The 20297-nt window shown below is 70.4% G+C and carries 18 protein-coding genes; 8 read left to right on the forward strand and 10 right to left on the reverse strand.

All coding sequences use genetic code 11. The annotated features are described in order from the left end of the window. The 3 genes from MYMAC_RS16305 to MYMAC_RS16315 all read right to left on the reverse strand — a co-directional run bounded on the left by MYMAC_RS16305 (position 1) and on the right by MYMAC_RS16315 (position 2123). The gene (locus tag MYMAC_RS16305; RefSeq protein WP_217917509.1) at positions 1-243 is read right to left on the reverse strand and encodes a carboxymuconolactone decarboxylase family protein; all 243 of its coding nucleotides are present in this window, start codon (positions 241-243) and stop codon (positions 1-3) included. An 88-nt stretch (positions 244-331) separates the two neighbouring features. Then, complete coding sequence (locus tag MYMAC_RS16310) at positions 332-1129, reverse strand: alpha/beta fold hydrolase (protein ID WP_095958754.1); 798 nt, start codon at positions 1127-1129, stop codon at positions 332-334. Positions 1130-1151: 22 nt separating this feature from the next. After that, positions 1152-2123 (reverse strand): magnesium transporter CorA family protein, encoded by a 972-nt coding sequence (locus MYMAC_RS16315; protein WP_095958755.1) that lies wholly within the window; start codon positions 2121-2123, stop codon positions 1152-1154. Between the two features lie 52 nt (positions 2124-2175). Between MYMAC_RS16315 and MYMAC_RS16320 the strand changes: the two genes are divergently transcribed. From MYMAC_RS16320 to MYMAC_RS16330, 3 genes are read left to right on the forward strand one after another with little or no spacing between them, the layout of a single operon-like run. After that, a complete protein-coding gene (locus tag MYMAC_RS16320) occupies positions 2176-3315 on the forward strand; it encodes a hypothetical protein (protein ID WP_043711103.1) in 1140 nt (379 codons plus the stop codon). Next, positions 3315-4145 (forward strand): HAD-IIB family hydrolase, encoded by an 831-nt coding sequence (locus tag MYMAC_RS16325; RefSeq protein WP_204817670.1) that lies wholly within the window; start codon positions 3315-3317, stop codon positions 4143-4145. Before MYMAC_RS16320 ends, MYMAC_RS16325 begins: the two co-directional genes overlap by 1 nt. 4 nt (positions 4146-4149) lie before the next feature. Beyond that, entirely contained in the window at positions 4150-5346 is a 1197-nt protein-coding gene (locus MYMAC_RS16330; RefSeq protein WP_095958757.1) for a class I SAM-dependent rRNA methyltransferase, read from the forward strand. 100 nt (positions 5347-5446) lie between these two features. Here the strand turns inward: MYMAC_RS16330 and MYMAC_RS16335 are convergent, their stop codons facing one another. Beyond that, on the reverse strand, positions 5447-6397 hold the full coding sequence (locus tag MYMAC_RS16335) for a hypothetical protein (RefSeq protein WP_095958758.1): 951 nt from the start codon (positions 6395-6397) through the stop codon (positions 5447-5449). A gap of 159 nt (positions 6398-6556) precedes the next feature. Between MYMAC_RS16335 and MYMAC_RS16340 the strand changes: the two genes are divergently transcribed. The 3 genes from MYMAC_RS16340 (at position 6557) to MYMAC_RS16350 (ending at position 9357) form a co-directional block, all read left to right on the forward strand. Continuing rightward, positions 6557-7189 (forward strand): alpha/beta hydrolase, encoded by a 633-nt coding sequence (locus MYMAC_RS16340; RefSeq protein ID WP_095958759.1) that lies wholly within the window; start codon positions 6557-6559, stop codon positions 7187-7189. Positions 7190-7351: 162 nt separating this feature from the next. After that, positions 7352-9145 (forward strand): S8 family serine peptidase, encoded by a 1794-nt coding sequence (locus MYMAC_RS16345; protein WP_095958760.1) that lies wholly within the window; start codon positions 7352-7354, stop codon positions 9143-9145. After that, positions 9142-9357, forward strand: a complete 216-nt coding sequence (locus tag MYMAC_RS16350; protein ID WP_013939864.1) for a DUF5818 domain-containing protein — start codon at positions 9142-9144, stop codon at positions 9355-9357. Before MYMAC_RS16345 ends, MYMAC_RS16350 begins: the two co-directional genes overlap by 4 nt. Positions 9358-9373: 16 nt before the next feature. On the opposite strand, the gene MYMAC_RS16355 is transcribed toward MYMAC_RS16350, so the two are convergent. The 6 genes from MYMAC_RS16355 to MYMAC_RS16380 all read right to left on the reverse strand — a co-directional run bounded on the left by MYMAC_RS16355 (position 9374) and on the right by MYMAC_RS16380 (position 18884). After that, complete coding sequence (locus MYMAC_RS16355) at positions 9374-10567, reverse strand: type II CAAX endopeptidase family protein (protein WP_239989567.1); 1194 nt, start codon at positions 10565-10567, stop codon at positions 9374-9376. A 157-nt stretch (positions 10568-10724) separates the two neighbouring features. Next, positions 10725-13280 carry a 1-acyl-sn-glycerol-3-phosphate acyltransferase gene (locus MYMAC_RS16360; RefSeq protein WP_095958761.1) on the reverse strand — a complete coding sequence of 852 codons (2556 nt, stop codon included), beginning with the start codon at positions 13278-13280 and terminating at the stop codon, positions 10725-10727. Positions 13281-13292: 12 nt separating this feature from the next. Beyond that, a complete protein-coding gene (gene argS, locus MYMAC_RS16365; RefSeq protein WP_095958762.1) occupies positions 13293-15014 on the reverse strand; it encodes an arginine--tRNA ligase in 1722 nt (573 codons plus the stop codon). A 75-nt stretch (positions 15015-15089) separates the two neighbouring features. Continuing rightward, entirely contained in the window at positions 15090-16790 is a 1701-nt protein-coding gene (locus MYMAC_RS16370; RefSeq protein ID WP_095958763.1) for an ATP-binding response regulator, read from the reverse strand. 101 nt (positions 16791-16891) lie between these two features. After that, positions 16892-17623, reverse strand: coding sequence for a HEAT repeat domain-containing protein (locus tag MYMAC_RS16375; protein WP_013939869.1), 732 nt, complete (start codon positions 17621-17623; stop codon positions 16892-16894). Between the two features lie 91 nt (positions 17624-17714). After that, a complete protein-coding gene (locus MYMAC_RS16380) occupies positions 17715-18884 on the reverse strand; it encodes a DnaJ C-terminal domain-containing protein (protein ID WP_095958764.1) in 1170 nt (389 codons plus the stop codon). A 113-nt stretch (positions 18885-18997) separates the two neighbouring features. Between MYMAC_RS16380 and MYMAC_RS16385 the strand changes: the two genes are divergently transcribed. Together MYMAC_RS16385 and rimI are read left to right on the forward strand one after the other, a co-directional pair. After that, on the forward strand, positions 18998-19696 hold the full coding sequence (locus tag MYMAC_RS16385) for a hypothetical protein (protein WP_204817679.1): 699 nt from the start codon (positions 18998-19000) through the stop codon (positions 19694-19696). Continuing rightward, positions 19693-20187, forward strand: a complete 495-nt coding sequence (gene rimI, locus MYMAC_RS16390) for a ribosomal protein S18-alanine N-acetyltransferase (protein WP_043711109.1) — start codon at positions 19693-19695, stop codon at positions 20185-20187. Before MYMAC_RS16385 ends, rimI begins: the two co-directional genes overlap by 4 nt. Positions 20188-20297 lie beyond the last annotated feature (110 nt).

A 20297-nucleotide genomic window follows, 5' to 3' on the forward strand; every position in this document is an offset into this window, starting at 1 on the left:
TCAAAACAAGCATTGATTGCCGCGCGAGGTGTACGCGGCGATCAGCTCTCTCAGGCCGGGCGACAGCGGGGAAGGGCCGCGCATGACTTCGTGGGTGAAGCGGGACAGGGCCTCGCCCAGCCGTGGCTTGTACGCGAACAGGTGCCAGATTTGCGGGACGGGCGAGCCCACCTCGCGGGCCATGCGAATCAACCGGCCGTAGTGGCCGTCGGAGTCGCGGTCCTCGACGTCCTTCAGGTGCATGCGGTCCACGGCAACCCTCGGCGGTGGCGGGCAGGGGCCTCCCGCCCGCTCATGCTCGCATGAGCCCGTGCGCGCGGCCAGCGTCCGCTCAGGCGCTGGGGCCGTGCAGTGACGTCAGGAAGGAGTCCAGCACGGCGTTGAACCGCTCGGGGAGCTCCTGGTTGGCGAGGTGCCCCGCGCCCGGGATGACCTCCAGCCGCGCGCCGGAGATGAGCCCGGCCATCTCCTTCGCCTTGGCCACGGGGGTGAGGGCGTCGTGTTCGCCCACCACGACCAGCGCCGGCCCCGCGTAGCGCGCCAGGATGTCCTTGCTGTCCGGGCGCAGGGCCATCCCGCGCAGCGCGGCCGCGACGCCGGCGGGGGAGGCCTGCCGCATCAACGCGGCCACCTCCTGGGCCACGGGGGAGTCCGGTCGACCGGCCAACAGCTTGGGAAGCATGGCCTGGATGATGGGCTCCACGCCGGCCTCCAGGGCCAGCTTCGCGTTGGTCTCCCGCTGCGCCTTGCCCTCCGCGTTGTCCGCGGTGGCCTGCGTGTCCATCAGCACCAGCCCGCTGACGCGGCCCGCGTCCTCGCGCAGCAGTGCCATGGCCGCGTAGCCGCCCATGGACACGCCGCCCACCACCGCCGTGTCCAGGTTCAGCGCGTCCAGCAGCGCCAGGGCGTCCCGGGCGATGCGGGACATCTCCGTGGGGCCGTCCCCCAGCGCGCTCTCACCAAAGCCCCGGAGGTCCGGGATGATGAAGCGATAGCGCCCCGACAGGGCCTTCACCTGCGGGTCGAACGCGCGGCCGTTCAGCGCGAAGGCATGCAGCAGCAGCACGGGCGGGCCCTTGCCCTCGTCCCGGTAGTGCAGGGGGACGCCATCCACGGTGACGGTCAGCATGTTTCCTCTCCTCGCGGAAATGTCAGAGCCACTCTTTGTGCTTGAACCAGAAGACCATGCCCACCGGCAGCGCGAGAATTGACGCCCACATCACGTACCAGGCGCCGTTCGTGTAGAGCCGGTCGAAGTTCTGCCCGAAGAAGCCGACGATGCAGGACAGCGGCAGGAAGATGGTGGCGAAGATGGTGAGCTGCTTGGAGATGTCGTTCGTCTTGTTCGCCACCATGGACAGGTAGCCGTCAATCACGTTGCCGATGATGTCGCGCCCGGCGTCAATCTGCTCGTACAGTCGCACCAGGTGGTCGTACACGTCACGGAAGTAGAGCGTCGTCTTGTCGTGGATGTGGGGGATGCCTCGGCGCGACAGCAGGCCCACCACGTCGCGTTGGGGCGACAGCACCCGCCGGAGCGTCACGAGCATCCGCTTCATGGCGAAGATGCGTTGCAGGTGGGACTTCTCCGGCTTCTCGAAGATGGCGACCTCCAGGTCCTCCAGCTCGTCGCTGAACGCGTCGAGGATGGGGAACTGCGCGTCCACCAGCGCGTCCGCCAGCATGTACAGGACGAAGTCCGTCCCGCGGACGAGCGTCGCCTGCGGGTCGGCCTTCACGCGGCGCAGCACGGTGTCGTGGCCGGCGAAGGGGAACTCGTGGACGCTGATGAGCCACTCCTTCGCCAGGAAGAAGTGGTGCTCGTGCAGCGTCAGCTCGCAGATGTCCTTGCCCGTGACGGTGAATCCCTGGAGGACGACGAACTGGTGGTTGGGGTACTCCTCCAGCTTGGGCCGCTGGTCCAGGTGGAGGCAGTCCTCCACGGCCAGCTTGTGCAGTCCGAACCGCTCAGCCAGCCGGGCCAACACCTCCTCGGTCGGATGGAGCACGTCAATCCACTTCCGGCCTTCCTCGCCCAGCAGCTCTTCACCACCGGTGAGAAGTTGACCGTCTTTCACAAGACAGACCTGAATCATCCCGTAGCGCTCCCAAGCCAGCGGCATGGCCCGCGGGCGAGTGCTAGAACTCCCCCGCGCGGAAGTCGAGCGCTAGAGTGTGACACCCGTGTCTGAAGCCGCTGAGACCCCCCAGGCCTCGCTGTCCGCGAGGCTCGAAGAAATCCTCCAGTCCCATCCGGATCCGGCGTTCGCCGGCCGCCTGCGCAAGGTGTACGTCGCCACCGCGCACGCCATCTCCCGGCTGAGTGACCTCGACCTGGTGCGGTACGAGACGCCCGTCGTGGACTCCTCCCCGGACCTCTCCCTGTGGGAGGAGATGGCGCCCGTCATCCGCGACACGGTGATGGACGTCAACGGCCTGCTCAACGTCATCCGGGAGCAGTTCCCCGCGCAGTCCCTGGGCGGGGCGAGCGCGCAGGCCCCCGTCGTCATCCTCCAGGAGGCGATGAACCAGATTGCCCAGGGCATCACCCAGCTTGGCGAGGCCATGCGCAACCCGTCGGTGGTGAGCGACCGGTGGACGCTGCTGGCGGAGATCCAGCGCATCCGCGCCCGCTTCCGCGAGCAGATGAGCAACCTGGTCTTCGAGTCCGCGAGCCTCCTGGGCGAGGTGACGCGGGCCCAGGTGGTGCCGGGCTACGCGGCGGAGGTGAAGGCCGCGGTGACGGTCCGCGCCATCACCGCCGACCTGGGCCGCATCCTCACCGCCCGCCTGAAGAAGGTCCGTGACGCGGAGGCGCAGGACGTGCAGTGGAACGCCCAGCAGCTCCAGACGGAGCTGGACGCCTTCGGGCGCACGGCCGCGTACCGGAACCTGCGCGCCCAGGACAAGCGCCACATCGTGGAGATGCGCGCGGAGGTGGGCCGCCTGGCCATCCTCCCCAACCCGGCCCGCGAGGAGCTGGTGGCGGTGGTGGAGGCGCTGGACACCTTCGTCCAGGGCCTGTCCGCGGTGAACCAGCGCCAACTGCTCATCATCCATGACCGCGAGGTGTGGGCGTCGTGTGGCGTCCGGCTGGAGCGCGCCATGGCGCTGGTGGGCAAGGACCCGGCGGGCGCCGCAAGGGCCCTGGCCGAGGCCGCGGTCAGCGGGCAGTCCCTCTACGGCCGTGACTCGGAGCTGGACGCCTTCCTCCGCAAGGCGCGCAAGCTCCAGGTGGGCCAGCTCACGCCCGACGAGCTGCGGTCCACCATCGTCACCTTCCAGGGCCTGCTCGCTGGTCTGGACGTGATGTGATGAAGGCGCTCCTGAAGGCGCGTCTCCCGCGCCCGCTGCGCGAGGCCGACCTGTCCCGCGTGGAGGGGGTCTTCACCGACGTGGATGGCACGCTGACCACGGACCACACGCTGCGCTCGGAGACGGTGCGGGCGCTGGAGCGCCTGTCGTCCGAGGGCCTGCGCGTGGTGCTGGTGAGCGGCCGTCCGGCGGGCTGGGGGGAGGCCTGGGCGCGGCAGCTCCCCGTGGACGGCGTCATCGTGGAGAACGGTGGCCTGTTCTTCCTGAAGGGCGCGAAGGGGCATCTGCGGAAGGTGTACGCGGAGGCGCCGGCCGCGCGGGCGGCGAACCGGCGGCGGCTCCAGTCCGAGGTGGCGCGGGTGCTGAAGCAGGTGCCCGGCGCGCGGCTGTCCATGGACAGCGCGTACACGGAAGTGGACCTGGCGGTGGACTACAACGAGGAGGCCCGGCTGGGCCCGGCGGGCGCGGACCGCATCGAGTCCCTGCTGGTGGCGCGGGGCGTGACGGCCGTGCGCTCGTCCATCCACATCAACTGCTGGCTGGGCCGCTTCGACAAGCTGAGCGCCACCCGGCGCTTCGCGAAGGCGGCGTGGGGCGAGCGGCTGGACCCGCGTGACGGCCGTTATGTATACGCGGGGGATTCTTTCAACGACGCCCCGATGTTCGGCGCCTTTGGACTGGGCGTGGGCGTGGCAAACGTGCGGGCCGTGCTGGACCGCATCGAGGCGCCACCTGCTTTCATCACCCGGGCGCCCGAGGGGCGGGGCTTCGAGGAACTGGCTCGCGCCATCCTGGCCCGGAGGGGCCGCGGCGCGGCCCGTGAGGAGTGACACCGTGAATGTCGTGAAGCTGGAGCTGGCGCGTGGGCTGGGGCGCCACCTGCGCGCGGGGCACCCGTGGGTGTTCCGCAAGGCGCTGGAGTTCGTGCCGAAGATTCCGGCCGGCAGCGTGGTGGACCTGACGGAGAACGGGAAGTTCGTGGCGCGCGGGTACTACGACCCACACTCCGCCATCGCGGTGCGCGTGCTGACACGCGACTCGCGCGACACGGTGGACGCGGCCTTCATCACCCGGCGGGTGCGGCAGGCCCTGACCGAGCGCACGGCCCTCATCGACCTCACCGACACGGACAGCTACCGCCTGATTCATGGCGAGGGCGACGGCCTGCCGGGCGTGGTGGTGGACCTGTACGCGGGCTGGGCGGTGATGAAGCTGTACTCCGCGGGCCTCACGCCTTACCGGCCGCTCCTCATCGAGGCGCTGAAGGCCGGCGTCCCCGGGCTCAAGGGCATCATCGGCCGCGACGAGGTGGGCCGGGACGACGCGGACGACGACGAGGTCCGCGGCTCCGGGAAGATGCTCTACGGCCACGAGGCCCCGGAGTTGATTCCCATCCGCGAGCGCGGCGCCACCTTCCTGGTGGACGCCTGGAAGGGTCAGAAGACGGGCTTCTTCCTGGATCAGCGGGAGAACCGCTACCTCATCCGGCGGCTGGCCAAGGGCCGGGACGTGCTCAACTGCTTCAGCTTCAGCGGCGGCTTCTCCGTCAACGCGGCGCTGGGCGGCGCCAACAGCGTCTTCTCCGTGGATCAGGACCCGGACGCCATCGCCCTGGCGCGGGAGAACTTCACGCGCAACGGCATCCCCGCGGAGAAGCACGACTTCCTGGCGGCGGACGTCTTCAAGATCATCCAGTCCTTCAAGGACGAGGGCCGCACCTTCGACCTCATCATCCTGGACCCGCCGGCCTTCGCGAAGAGCCAGCGCGCGGTGCAGGCGGCCATTGACGGCTACGCGTCCCTCAACCGGCAGGCGCTGGCCATCCTCCGGCCGGGCGGGCTGCTGGCCACGGCGTCGTGCTCGGCGCGCGTGAGCCCGGATGACTTCATGGGCGCGGTGCGCGAGGCGGGCTTCAAGGCCGGCGTGGACCTGGCGCTCGTGGAGGAGCGCTACCAGCCGCCGGACCACCCGGTGCGCCTCCAGTTCCCGGAGGGCAAGTACCTCAAGTTCTACGTGCTGCAGTCCGTGTAGCCCGCCCGCCGCCGCCGTGAGTCGCGCGGGCTGAAACACGAGAGGCCACGAGGTTCCTCACCTCGTGGCCTCCGCTGTCTCCCCGCCAGGGGAGGGCGCCTCAGAAGTTGCCGGCGCGGGCCTCGTCGAACGGGGCGCGGTGGTTCAGGTACGTCTCCGTCAGGGAGTGCGCGCCGCTGAACATGCCCTTCTCGGAGAAGTGGTGCACCTGCGCGCCCTTGCCGGCGTCGCGGAACAAGTCACCGGGCGTCCAGCCCTTGCTGCCCTGCCCGAAGAGGAGGGGCACCGGGTCCTTGTTGTTGACGTAGTGCACGTAGTTGGGGCCGTCCGGGTAGGTGGCCGCGGCCGCGCCGAAGGTCTCCACGTTGACGCGGCCGAGCGTCTGCTCCACCTGCGCCTTGGACATCCCGTCTTCGATGCGCAGCCGGTTGGCCACGTCCTTCAGCGCGCGCGAGGTGATGAGGCCGCCGTGGCTGTAGCCCATCAGGTGGATGTCACGGCCCGCCTTCAGCTCGTTGTAGACGATGTCCGACAGCGAATCGACCGCGGGGTTCTTGCCCTTGTTCAGCTTGTCCTTCGCCGCCTGGATGACGTCGGCGATCATCCCGGACGTGGCGTTGTGCACGCCGATGGCGCGCATGCCCGTGCTGTTCGCGAGCGCCTGCAGCTCGCGCGCCTGGCCGTCCTTGTTGGTGCTGATGCCGTTGACGTAGACGACCGTCGCCGTGGCGTTCGGGTTGTTCGCCGGAACGAAGGCGGGCACCTGGTTGAGCGGCGTGTTCGGCTCGAACGTCTGGCCACCGGCGCCCACCAGCTTGCCGTCGAAGACCTTGTCCTTGGAGCCCGCCGGCGCGGTGAAGACGCCGCCCACGGCCGCCGTCTGCGCGGAGCGGCTGTCGAAGCCGTCCACCACCAGCCCGCGCTGCGCGGTGGCTCCCGTCGGGGAGGGCTGCACGGTGTTGGTGGCAGGCGCGCCACTTCCACGGACGCTGTCGGCGGTGCTGCGGGAGGTCGGCGCGATGCTGTTCCGTCCGCGCTGGATGGTGGTCATGGGGTGGGGGCTCCTGCGGAAACGGGGGTGTTTCCGCATTGTCCCCGAATCCACCTGGAAGTTTCCTTCTGGTGAGGATTTTGCGTGAAATTGTGTGTGGGTCCGTGTCGGACGGTGCGTGTGGGCGCCGGACGCGAGGGGCAGGCGTTAAGGTGGGGCATGGTCCAGAAAGGTCAGTTCCTCGAGCGCGCGACGCTGGTGCCGGTGGGCTCGGAGGTCATGGAGGGCACCGCGCACCGGGGGACGCGGGCGCCGCCGCTGCTCGTCATTCCGCCCCGGCCGGACGAGGGGGGCGGCATGGACCACGTCATCGCGGCGGAGCTCGTCTGGGCGGCGGCGAACGCGGGCTTTCCGACGCTGCGCTTCAACCACCGGGGCGTGGGGGCCAGCCAGGGCGAGCGGGGGCGGGATTTGGAGCTGCTGGCGGACGCCGAGGCCGCCATGCAGCTGCTGCTGGAGAACGCGGGCAGCAGCGCGCTGGCCGTGGCGTCGCTCCACGGGGGCGCCCAGGTGGCCCTGGCGCTCCAGGCGAAGTACCCCGCCGTGGGGGGCCTGTGCCTGGTGGCCCCGGCGATGGTGGCGCCAGAGGCGTTGTCCCGGGTGACGTGTCCGCTCCTGGTCGTCCAGGGGGAGGAGGACTCCCGGCTGCCCCGGGCCGCCGTCTCCGCCGCTGTCGCCCGGGCGGGAGGCAACTTGGAGGTCATCGACGATGCCGGTCCGACCTTCCAGCGGAACCTTCCGCAGGTGGGCCGGGCCGTCGCGGCCTGGCTGCAGCGGCTCTCCGGCGGATGACCGATGGAGCGCAAACCACTGTACTTCTTCACGTTTCTTCCCCTGGCCGCCCTTGCACGCCGGGAGAGGGGACATCCAGACTGTCGGAGCAGACCCAATCGTTGCGACGTTCGTTCGTAGGGGTCTTCCAGACGCGTGTTTCGTTTCTCAAGGAGTGGCCTGATGCGGAAGGTGCGATGGACCCTGGGTGGAGCGGCGCTGGCCCTGACGCTGACGGCCGCCTGTGCGTCCGCTTCTCGTGAGCAGGACACGCCCCCGCCCGCGAACCTGCAGGCGCTGGATGCCCGGGACGTGGTGGCGGGCGCCATCGTCGTGGACTTCAAGGACGGCACGACGAAGGCGGAGTTCGACGCCTGGGAGACGGACTGGGGCGTCGACCTGGAGCTCAACTCCGTGGAGAGCGCCGACGAGGCCCTCACGGTGGCGGTGGGCGTGGACGACGTGGACGCGGTGCTCGCGCGCATCCGCCAGCACCCGGCCGTGGAGGCCGCCGAGCCGATGATGGAGGTCCGCGCCAGCTTCACGCCGAACGACCCGCAATTCGCTCAGCAGTGGAACCTGCGGATGATCGACATGCCCAAGGCCTGGGAGCGCAACCGGGGCAAGGGCGTGGTGGTGGCGGTGCTGGACACCGGCATCGCGTACGAGGACCACGACGACTTCAAGCAGGTGCCCGACTTGAAGGGCGTGAAGTTCGTGAAGGGCTACGACTTCGTCAACGACGACGAGCACGCCAACGACGACCACGGGCACGGCACGCACGTGGCGGGCACCATCGCCCAGGCCACCAACAACGGCGAGGGCGTGGCGGGCGTGGCCTTCGAGGCGACGCTGATGCCCGTCAAGGTGCTCAACCACTTCGGTGGCGGCAACACGGCGGACATCGCGGACGCCATCCGCTTCGCGGCGGACAACGGGGCGGACGTCATCAACATGTCCCTGGGCGGCGGGGCGTACTCGCAGGTGATGGCCAGCGCGGTGGAGTACGCGCGCAAGAAGGGCGTCACCGTGGTGGCCGCGGCCGGCAACGGCGGGCGCGCGACGGTGGAGTTCCCCGCGGCGTACCCCGGGGCGGTGGCGGTGTCGGCGGTGGGGCCCAACGGCTCGCTGGCGCCGTACTCGTCCTACGGGAAGGAGCTGGACATCGCGGCGCCCGGTGGCGACAAGCGCCTGGGCGACCAGGGCGGCATCCTCCAGAACACCATCGACCCGCGCGACGTCTCGCGCTCCGTCTACGCGTCCTACCAGGGCACCAGCATGGCCACGCCGCACGTGGCGGCGGTGGCGGCCATGCTGTACGCGGCCGGCGCCAAGGGGCCGGACGAGGTGGAGCAGGCCCTGTACGCGGGCGCGAAGAAGGCCGCGGGCCAGCAGGCGTGGACCGAGCAGTACGGCCATGGCCTGCTCAACGCGGAGGCGTCGCTCGCGTCGCTGCGCGGGGGCTCGGCGCAGTGGCCGCCCCTGTACTGGGCGCTGGCGCTGCTGGCGTTCGTGCTGCTGACGCTGCGGGGCCGGGCGCGGCCGGGCTACCTCAACGTGCTGGTGCGGCCCGCCTTCCTCATCCCGCTGCTGCTGTCCACGGTGGGCGCCTTCTTCCTGCGCGGCTGGTTCGGGGGCGCGGAGGGCGCGGCTGGGGACGCGGTGCAGGTGGCGTCGCTGCCCATCCCGGACTGGGAGCGCATCATCTTCGGCCGGGGCAAGACGGTGAACCCGCTGTTCTACAGCGCCCTCATCCCGCTGCTGCTGTCGCTGCCGGCCATCAAGTGGCGGGGGCTGCGGCCGGCCATGGGCGGCCTGGCGCTCGGCTTCGCGGGCTTCCTGGCCTACGCGGCCTGGACGGGCGCGCCGGCGCTGGCGTGGATGCCCTTCGCGTTCCTCGCCAAGCCGTGGCTGGGCTTCAACACCGTCGTCTGCCTCATCATCGGCCGCGCGATGCTCCAGAAGGAGGAGGCGTGAAGCTCACCGGCCGCGTCGTCTTTCGTGACATCGAAACCGGCGTCTGGGTGCTGGAGGGCGACGACGGCACCACGTACCAGCTCGCGGGCGGAGACCGGAAGCTGAAGAAGGACGGCCAGCGCATCGAGGCCGAGGGCCGCGTGGACGGGGACACGCTCACCAGCGCCATGGTGGGCCCCGTCTTCCACGTCAGCACGTACCGCTTCGTCTGAGGCGGCACGCTCCGGGTCAGGGCTTCAGCCCTGGCCCGGTTTGCAGCGGGTGCACGCGAATCTGGCGCTCGCGCTCCTCGTAGTAGGCCTCCATGGGCAGCTCCCCTCGGCGCGCCGCGGCGCGGAGCGCGCTCAACGCCTTGCGCTCCGCTTGCTGCGCGGGGGGCGCCGGGTCCTCCAGCGTGGGCAGCGGGTGCTGCGCGTCGTAGAAGTTGAGGGCCAGGCCCCGCGAGTCCACGGCCACCAGCAGGCCCAGGGACGCCGTGGCGCCCACCACCCACGGCAGCAGCAGCCGCGCCAGGGACGGCCGAGGCCCGGGCGCCCGGGCCTCCTCGTCGGTGGCGAGCGTGCCGGGGCCCCAGACGGCGGGATTCCGCCGGGCGTAGGAGAGCAGGGCGCTCAGGCCCGCCCAGCCCACCGCGGCCAGGACCAGCACCAGGCGCGGGTCGGTCGCCTCGGATGCCGCGTCCGTGGACTCGGCGCCCAGGGCCTTGGCGGAGAGGAAGAGCACCGAGGACACCAGGTTGTTGGCCGCGTGCGCGCCGATGCCGGGCCACAGCGAGCCGGTGCGCAGGAAGAGCCACCCGAAGAGCAGGCCCAGCTCGGTGCGCGCCAGGAACCCCACCGGGTCCAGGTGGAAGGCGCTGAACACCACGGCGGAGACGACCAGGGGCACGGTGGAGGGCGCGGGCGCGGGCGGGGTGATGCCTCGCTGGAAGATGCCGCGGAAGAAGAACTCCTCGCAGACGGGCGCGGCCACCGACACCCCCGTGAGGATGAGGGCCAGCTCCAGGGGCGTCTGGTCCGCGAACAGCCGCGAGCTGTCGAACATCCGCGTCAGCCACTCCGGCGCCACGGACTGGGCCAGGAACTGGATGGGGACCACCACCGCGAAGAAGTTCGCCACGCCCAGGAGGAAGCCCAGCAGCGTGGCCCCCTTGGGGGCGGGCAAGAGCCCCGTGTAGACGGCGGGGCGCCACCCGGCATGGCGCAGCATCACCCAGCCCAGGCCGAAGAACACGACCAGCTCGGTGAACCAGATGCCGAAGGCCGGATTGGCCAACTGGACGGTGCCGCCCACCAGGATGAACGTCCCGAGCGCGAGCACGGCGCCCACCACCGCCAGCCACTTCGGGCTCGCGCTGGGCTTGTCACCAGGAGGAGGCCCCGGAGGCGGGGGCGGAACGTCGCTGGGGCTGGAGTCTTCCAACGTGCTTTCTCCTGATACTGTCCGGACCTTGACGTCCGTGAGTCCCGCCATCCACGGGCGTGGGGCTGCCCGTCGAGGTGCTGCCCTGGGCAAGCGCGCTGGGCCGAGTCCTGGGGCCCCGCCCGCGTGCCTTGTACGGGGCGGAGGCGCGGACCGCTCAGCCCCGCTTCAGGTACTCCCGGATGGCGTCGACGAGCTGCGCGCGGGCCTGCGGCTCGGTGGCGGCGGGGCCGAGCGTCAGCTTCTTGTCGGCTTCCGCGAGCAGCTTCTGGTCCAGGAGGTACGCCACCGCGTTCTCCAGGGTCACCTTGGCCAGGGACTCGGAGGCGGTGATGCGGCCGGCGTGGTACTCCGCGCGGCCCGTCTCCAGCGCCAGCTTGACGAACGACTTCTTGTCCTCCGCGGCGCCGGTGGCCACGTCCTGGAGCGTCATGGCCGCCAGCAGGTAGGCCTCCAGGTAGTCACGCAGCATGTCGGCCAGGAACTCCAGGTCCGGACGCGCGTGGGCCTCGGGGGCCACGCGGAGCGTCTCGTGCTCCTCGAGCACCAGGCCCATGCGCTCCAGCCGCTCCACCGTCTCCGCGAAGATGGAGTCGAAGGTGGTGCCCACCCGGTAGATGAACTCCACCTTGAAGAGGCGGGACAGGAACAGCGCGCGCTCCTTGACGGTGTCATAGGGCGCGGGGCTCTCGCTGGCCAGGATGGCGTTGGCCACGAGGCTCCGGGCGGCCACCAGGTTCATCAGCGTGTTCTTGTAGAAGGACATCTCCGGGCGGCGGGCGTCCTCCACCTGGTAGATGACCTCGCCACGCGCTTCCTGGGTGCGCACCATCTCGTCGGAGATGAACGTGCGCATGGCGTCCTGGATGGGGCCCATCGTCTCCGGGTTGCTGGGCGCGTTGCGCATCTCCACCGACTGCGGCGAGCCCTCCTCCACGGCGATGCGGCGCAGGATGTTGATGCGGTCGGCCATCTCCCGCTGCGTCAGGCCGCGGCGGCGGTGTGAGAGCAGGGCGGTGCTGACCAGCGCGTGCGGCGTCACCGTTGACACCTTGCTGATGCCGTACATCACCCGGTTGCCCAGCGCGCGCACGAGCCCCTTCTTCTGCTCGTCCGACACCGGCTCGTCCGGGTTGATGCCACGCGCCTGCATGAAGGCGCGCAGGGAGATGGGCTCGTCGAAGCCCAGGTGGATGCGGCCGTAGCGCGCCGCCAGCACCTTGGGGGCGCTCAAGAGCGCCTTGATGTCCTCGGGCTTCTTCTCGCCGCCAGCCAGCTCCTTCGAGTAGCTGGAGGACTCGACGACCTTCTCGTAGTCGATGGCCACCGGCACGAAGATGAGGTCGTCGCGCGCGCCCTCCAGCACGGACTCCACCTGCCAGGTGAACATGCCCAGCTTGGGCAGCAGCAGCTTGCCGGTGCGGGAGCGGCCGCCTTCCGGGAAGAACTCCTGGTGGATGCCGTCGTGCACCAGCTTGCGCACGTAGGCCTTGAAGGACGCGGCGTAGACCTTGTCGCCCTTGAAGGAGCGGCGGAGGAAGAACGCGCCGCAGCGGCGGAAGAAGGTGCCCAGGGGCCAGAAGGAGAGGTTGGCGCCGGCGGCGACCAGGGGCACCGCGTAGCCCCGGTTCCACAGCACCCAGCTCATCACCAGGTAGTCGACGTGGCTCTTGTGGCTGGGGCACAGCACGATGGGGGCATGGCTCGCGGCCTTGAGCGCGCGGTGCAGGCCGGCCTCGTCCACGTGCATGCCGTCGTAGATGCGGTTGAACACCCACTCCAGGACGGGGGAGGTGAAGGCCAGCGCGGTGGGGCTGGGCTTGGCGGCAATGGCCTCCAGGTTGCGGCGCGCCTCGCGCAGGACGCTCTGCTGTCTGCGCCCGGACTCCGCCGCGCACTCCTCCACCACCTTGCGTAGGGCCCGGTCACGCAGCGTCTCCTCGATGACGCGCGAGGCGGGCTTCACCGGGGGGCCGAAGACGGCCCGCGTCTCACGCGCGAGGTGGACGTGGAGGCTGCTGCGCACCTTGCGGGCCAGCAGCTCGTCCGAGTCGCGCGGGTTCTCCGCGACGAAGCGCTGCAGGTCGATGGGCTCGCCCACGCGGAACTGCGCGCGCTTGTAGTTGCGGAAGAAGGCCAGCATGGAGTGCAGGAAGCCCGGGGCCTCCGGGCTGCCGAACACCACGTCCACCCAGTTGGGCTTCAGGCGCGCGGGGCGCTTCTCCCAGACGAACAGCTCCGGCACCAGGTACACCGGCGTGTCCGTCTGCCGGGCCATGGCCACCAGGGCGGGGAAGGGGTCCTCGCGCGTCTCCTTCCCGGACGGACGGAGCAGGGCGGTGCGGCGCAGGAAGACCAGGCCGCTGCCCCCCGTCTGCCGGGCGTGCTCGAAGCGCTGCGTGAAGTCACCGCGCTGCTTCGCCTGCCGCCACGGTCTGGTGAACCACGGCCGCAGGTTCACCACGGCGCGCACGGGCGGCAGCGCCCGGCGCACCATGGCCCACGTCAGGTAGAGGAAGTTCACCCAGGCGGTGGTGCGCATGACGTGCACCACGAAGCCCTTGGCGTGCAGGTTCCGGAGCTCGGTCTCCGCTTCCGGCGGGAAGTGCACGCTCTCCAGGTAGCGCGTTCCCAGCGCCCGGCCCATGGGGCCGAACTCGTCCTTCAGCGAGGACGCTCCCTGATTCGCAGTCGGTGACAGCGCGGTCTCCAAGAATGCTCCCGGCTACATGTTGTCGGGCGTGGGGATGCCCAGCAGCGTCAATCCGGCCGCCAGCGTAACCCGGGCCGCGTCGATGAGGGCGAGTCGCGCGGAACGCAGCGCGTCATTGCCCTCGACGTTGATGCGCTTGTCGCGCTCCTGGTTGCCCAGCGTGTAGTAGCGGCTGAGCGACGAGGCCACGTCGAGCAGCAGCCGCGCCACCAGGCTGGGCTCGTACTGCTCCGCCGCGTCGCGGACCACCTCGGGCAGGCGCATGATTTCGCGCAGCAGGGCCTGCTCTTCCGGGAGCGTCAGCAGCGCCGCGTCATAGCTGGCCGGCGCCCCGCCACCCTTGCGCAGCACGTTGACGGCGCGCGCGTGGGCGTACTGGAGATAGGGGCCGGTGTGTCCCTCGAAGCTGAGCACCTCGTCCCAGTCGAAGGTGTAGTCGCTGGCGCGCTTGTGCTTCAGGTCGCCGAAGGCGATGGCGCCCAGGGCGATCTGTTCGGAGAGCGCGTCCGCGTCATCCGTCTGGATGCGGCCCGCCTCCACGTTCTCCCGCACCTTGACGGAGACGCGCTCCTTCGCCTCGTCCAGCACGTCGTTGAGCTGCACCACCTGGCCCTTGCGCGTGCTCATGCCGTGGATGCGGCCGAACGCGACGTGGACGGCGCGGTCCGCCCAGGGCAGGCCCATCTCCTTCAGCGTGCGGAACACCTGCCGGAAGTGCAGCGCCTGGTCCTGCGCGACGACGTAGAGCGACTTCTCGAACTGGAAGCGCTCGTGGCGGTCCTGCGCGGCGGCCAGGTCACGCGTGGCGTAGAGCGTGCTGCCGTCGTTCTTCTTCAGCAGGATGGGCGGCTCGTTCTCCGCGTAGGGCAGGTCGACGATGAGCGCGCCCTGCGACTCCTTCACGCCGGGCTTCTGGGCGATCTGCTCGATGACCGCGTCCATCTTCCCCTGGTAGCGGCTCTCGCCCTCGATGTGCTCGAACTCGATGCCCATCCGCGCGTAGATCTTCTTGAAGCCCTTGATGCTCGTCTCGCGGAACTGGTTCCAGAGCTTGAGGGCCTCGGCGTCACCGGCCTCCATGCGGCGGAAGAAGGCGCGGGCCTTCTCGTCGAACTCAGGCTCGGCCTCCGCGCGCTTGTTGGCCTTGACGTACACCTCCACCAGGTGCGCCATGTCGTCGATGCGGGCCGGGTCGCCGTACTCCTGGAAGCCCACGGCCACCAGGCCGAACTGCTTGCCCCAGTCGCCCAGGTAGTTGATGCCCTCCACGCGCCAGCCCAGCGCCCGGTAGATGTTGGCGATGCAGTGGCCCAGGAACGTCGTGCGGATGTGGTGGAAGCCAATGGGCTTGGCGATGTTCGGCGACGAGTAGTCGATGACCACCGTCTTGCCACGGCCCGCGTCCTCATCACCGCCGTAGCGGTTGCCCGCGCCGCGCGCGGCGTCGATGACCTGCGCAGTGAAGGGCAGGGGGGCGAAGCGCGCGTTGACGTAGGGGCCCACGGCCTTGATTTCCAGGCCGGGGACGCTGAGCGCCTGCGCCAGGCCCGCGGCGATGGCGGGCGGGGCCTTCTTCTGGGCCTTGGCGAGGGGGAAGGTGGCGAAGCTGAGGTCGCCGTGCGCCGGCTCGGCGGGCTTGACCTGGGCTTCAATCTCGGCGGCCGGGACGCCCAGGGCAGTGGCAAGGGCCTGGGCGAACGCGGCGCGATAATGGGAGTAGACGGATGTGCTCATGGGACCGCGCGGATACTAGACAAACCGAGGTGGCTTCCGGCCACCTCTTGTTCGCGCCCATGGCGAATCCCCCACTCAAGGCACGGCGGGGGCTCGTCGGCTGGGCCGGACCACCGCGGAGACGGTGTCCAGCAGCTTGGGCAGGTTGAGAGGCTTTTCGAAGAACCCGTCGATGCGCTCCAGCCCCTGTCCCGAGGTGAGGGACGCCACCTCGGTGGCTCCGGAGATGATGTACACGACGATGTCCGCCAGCGACTCGTTGCCGCGGATGAAGCGGAGCACCGACTGCCCGTCCTCCTCGCTCAGCCGCAGGTCGAGCAGGACCATGGCCGGCCGGATGTGGGAGAGGATGGAGCGCGCCTCCGAGGCGCCCGAGGTGGCCATCACCCGGTAGCCCTCCTGCTCCAGCACCTGTTGGAGCACCTCGCGGCAGTCGGCGTCGTCCTCCACCAGCAGGATGCCGCCGGACTTGGGCGCCGCCTGGGCCATTTCCGGCGCGCTGACGGCGCCGGCGAACATGGGGAGCACCATCTGGAAGGTGCTGCCCTCGCCCAGGACGCTGGCGCTCTCCATGCGCCCGCCGTGCAGGGCGACAATCTTCCCCACCAGCGGCAGGCCCAGGCCCGCGCCCGGCGGACGGGGCATGCCCGGCGTCGCGCGGTAGAAGGCGTCGAAGACGTGCTCCAGGGCCTCGCTGGACATGCCCGGGCCGCTGTCCTGGACGGTCAGCATCGCCAGTCCGTCCTCGGCGGAGACGCGCACCTCGACGGTGTCGTCCGCCTCGCTGTGGTGGATGCCGTTCTCCACGAGGTTGTGGATGGCCTCCGCGATGCGCTCGCGGTCGCCCCGGACGAAGACCTCGGGGCAGGGGGGAATCATCACGCGCACCTTGCAGTGCTCCGCGAGCGCCCCCAGCGTGCGCACCACCTCCTCCGCCACGGCCTTGAGTCCGAAGGGGCGCTGGTTGAGCTGCATCTTCCCGGACTGGAGCCGGGACATGAGCAGCAAATCGTTCACCATGCGCAGCATCCGGTCCGAGTTCCGGTCGCAGATCTGCACCGCGCGGCGCTGGGCATCCGTGAGGGGCCCCAGCTTCTCGCGCCCCAACATCGCCAGGTAGGACTTGATGGTGGTGAGCGGGTTCTTCAAGTCGTGCGAGACGTTGCCCAGCAGCTCCTCGCGGTTCTGCTCCAGGCTCTTGAGCCCCGCGATGGCCGTCTGCAGGTCCTTGTTGCGGCGGGCGCTGTCGTCGCGCAGGCGCGCCACCTCGTAGGCGGCGGTGAGCTGCGCGGCCAGCGACTCCAGCAGCGTCTCGGAGGGCTCGCGCCGGGCGCCCAGCACCACCAGGACACCGCCGACACCCTGCGAGCCCTCGAGCGGGACGGCCAGGGTGTCCCCGTCGCGCAGCAGGGCCTTCTGGGAGAACGCCTTGCCCACCACGCCCTCCCCAGGGACGGCGGCGGTGACGCGGTCGTCGTAGCGGCCGCGCACGTGCTCGACGTGGAGCTGCTTCCGGGAGGGGAAGTAGCGCGCCACGTAGCAGACCTTCGGCTTGAGGAGCGTGTGGATCGTCTGAAGGTGTGAGCGGAGCGCCTCGGTGGGCCCCGCGTTGTCCGTCAGGTGCCGCGCCATCTCCAGCAAGGCGCGGTGCGCGGTATCCGCATCCACCGGGGGGAGGGGCTTCGTGGCCCGCTTCGGAGTCTTCTTGGCGGCCGCCTTCGCGACCGGACGCAGCGGTACGACTTCCGCCAGCGTCCCCTTCTTCTTTGAGCGCACGGGGTGAATCCTCGCTCAAGTTCCGCGCGCATGTGAACGGCCTGTGCCCTCCGGGGCCTTCCGGAGGACAGTGTTCGTGTCGGCTGGCCGACAGCCGGGGCTCAGGCCCGGCGCTGGATGCGCTGGTCGTTGCCCAGGGCGTAGGGCTCCACCAGCAGGGGCTGCACCTTCTCCTGGTAGCCCTCCACGGAGAAGCCCCCTTCGGCCAGGGCGCCGAGCGCGGACGTCTGCACCCGGCGGGCCGTCTCATCCGCGGTGAGCAGCTTCAGCATGGGCTCGCGCGCCGGCTCGTACTTGAAGGTGCCCAGCGCCTTGAGCGCGGCGATCTTCACGTCGTCCGACATGTCCTCCAGGAAGGGCACCACCACGGGGGGGATGCGAGCGTCCTGGCTGCCGGCCACGTGGTGCAGCAGCACCACCTTCTTCTCCGGGTTGCGCGTGTAGTGCGCGGACAGGTGCTGGAGCGCGCTCACGCAGGCGCTGATGACCTCCTCCTCGGAGGTCAGCTCACCGAGCAGCCGCAGGGCCCAGGAAGCGGCCTGCTCGCTGGTGCGCAGGAACTCCAGGATGGGCGGCACGGCGACGTCCTTGCCGAAGCTCTTCACCAGCTCGAACGTGTGCTCCTTCTCATCCGCGTCCGTGGTGAGCGGGTCCACGGTGATGGTGAAGCGGCTGAGCAGCACGGACACGGCCTCGGGGTACTTCATCTCCCCGAGCTGCTGGATGGCCTTCTGCCGGGTCGCCGGGTCTCCGTACTTCTGGACGACCTTGGGCTTGAGCTTGAGGGCTTTCTCGGGGCCCGAGCCGCCCGTGAAGATGTCTAAGAGGCCCATGTGCGCGTGTGCTCCGTATGGTTCGGCGGCGTGATGAGGTGGGGCGCCGTCCGTCTATGACGGTGCGGCGCTCAGGACAAGAGGCAAGAGGCTAGAGCGTCAGCTCGCGACGGACGTCGCCCTGGTAGGCCCGGGCGAGCGCCTCGGCCGCGGCTTTCGCCTCGGCGGTGGTCTGCTCGGGCACCTTGACCTGGAGGTGGAGGTACAGGTCGCCCTGCGTCCCGCCCTTGAGCGAGGGAACGCCGCGTCCCTTCAGCCGCATGCGCCGGCCCGACTGGGAATGGGGGAGCACCTTCACGGTGACTTCGCCCTGGAAGGTGGGGACGCGCACGTCGGCCCCCAGCAGGGCCTCGGAGACCGTCACCGGCAGGTCCAGGTGCAGGTCGTCACCCTCACGCCGCACCAGGGGGTGCTCGGCCACCTCGGTCTCGATGTACAGGTCGCCCGGAGGGCCTCCCCGAGTCCCGGCCGCGCCCTGCCCGGAGAGGCGCACCTTCGAGCCGGTCTGCACGCCCGCGGGGATCTTCACCGTCAGCCGGGCCTGCTCCTCCTTCACGCCCGAGCCGCCGCATTGGGGGCAGGGGGGGGTCGCCTTGCCGGAGCCGTGGCAGTTGGGGCACGCGCCGCCGCTGCCGAACAGGCTGCCCGAGCGGCGGGCCCGGCCCGTGCCGTTGCAGACGCTGCAGGTGGACACCGGGCCCGAGGTGCCCCGGCCGCTGCAGGTGGAGCACCGGCCCGGGCGGCTGAAGGCCAGGGGGCGTTCGATGCCGGAGACGGCCTCGGCCAGGCTGAGCTGGACGCGGACCGTCAGGTCCTCTCCGCGCTCGGGCCCGGCGTTGCGGCCCCGCCGGCCGAACATCTCGCCAATGTCGAAGCCCCCCGGAGCGCCCGCGCCGCCGCCACGGCCTCCGAACAGGTCGCCGAAGAGGTCACCCAGGTCGAAGCCCTCGGCGCCATAGGGAATGCCCCCGGCGCCGGCGCTCCCGGCGGACGCTTTGTAGGCCCGATAGGCCTCCGCCTTCTTCTCGTCGAAGCCAATCTTCTCCGCGTCGGGACCGAACTCGTCGTAGAGCTTGCGCTTCCGGGCATCCGACAGCACCTCGAAGGCCGCGCTGAGCTGCTTGAACTTCTCCTCGGCGGCCTTGTTGCCCGGGTTGACGTCCGGGTGGTACTTGCGTGCCAGCTTCCGGTACGCCTTCTTGACGTCCTCCGCTGAGGCCGACCTGTCGACGCCGAGGATCTGGTAGTAGTCGTCCGCCATTTGTTCCCGCTCGTGGTGTACCCGAATCAACGTAACCAGCCGGTAGGCACGCGCCAGCAAGGACTGTCCGGACCGTGCGAGATGTATAAAGTCGCCGGAGGATGAGGGAGCCCATGTCACCGCCTCGCTGGCTCGGCGCGGATACCCTGTGGCTTGCGGGCTGGCTCTCGCTGGCGCCCGCCCTGGGGCACGCGGCCGCCCCGCCGTCCGGCGCCGAGGGCCGGGTCGCGGACCGGGTGGTGGCCATCATCGAGGGCCAGGTGCTCACCCTGAGCGAGCTGCGCTTCGAGGCCCGCGTCGCGCTCGTCCAGCGAGGCGGCGTGCAGGCGCTGGAGCTTCCGCTTGACGAGGACACGCTCCGGGGCGCGCTGGAGCTCATCATCAACCAGCGGGTCCAGGTCCTCAACGCGGACCGGCTTCAGGCCTTCCCAGCCGAGCCCGCCGAGGTCCAGGCGCGCCTGGCCGCGTTCCAGGCCATCCTGGGCGGGGAGACGGCGCTGAAGCGGTTCCTGACCCGCCACGACGTGGACGCCCAGGACCTTCAGCGGGTGCTGGCCCGGGGCCTGAGGGCCGAGCGCATCCTCGACAGCCGCATCAGGCTGCGGGCGCAGGTGGGGGAGACGGAGGTCCGCCGCTACTACGAGCAGCACGCGGACGAGTACCCGGAGGGCTACGAGGCGGCGCGCTCGGCCATCCGGGAGAAGCTGGTTCGGGAGCGCTACGGCGCGCTGGCGGCGGAGGAGCTGGCGCAGGTCCGGGCGTCGGCCCAGGTGCGCCGCGTGGCGCCCTTTGCCCGGGAGGCAAGTCGATGAGGCGGATGCGCGAGGAGCCGGCGCCCGAGGCCCGGCACGGCTACAGCATCCGGCAGATGACGGCGGAAGACCTTCCCGCGGTCATGTTGCTGGAGAAGGCGGCGTTCAAGAACCCCTGGTCCCAGGACCTGCTCAAGCGCGAGCTGCAGCACGAATGGTCCACCATCCTCCTCGTGGAGGAGGAGCGGGAGGGGCAGGGGCCCGAGCTCCTGGGCCTGGCCATCTTCTGGATCGTCCATGACGAGGTCCACGTGCTGAACGTGGCCACCGCGCCCCAGCACCGGCGGCGGGGCGTGGCGCGCGCGGTGATGGATGAGGTCCTGGCCCGGGGGCGCGCCAGACGCTGCACCCTGGCCACCCTGGAGGTGCGCAAGAGCAACGAGGCGGCGCTCCAGCTCTACCGGGCCTATGGGTTCCGCCCCGTCGGCATCCGGCCGAACTACTACGTGGACGAGGGCGAGGACGCCGTCGTGATGGTCCTCGACTTCTAACCGCACGCGGAGTAGAGGACCGCCCCGTCGTAGACCCGCCGTGCGCGGAAGCGCCGAGGCGGGGAATGGGACCTGGGGCCCTGGCCGGTTGTAGGCAAGGGGCAGGCCGT

Origin of the sequence: Corallococcus macrosporus DSM 14697, from assembly GCF_002305895.1 — a bacterium.
In the GTDB taxonomy this organism is placed as follows: Bacteria; Myxococcota; Myxococcia; order Myxococcales; family Myxococcaceae; genus Myxococcus; species Myxococcus macrosporus.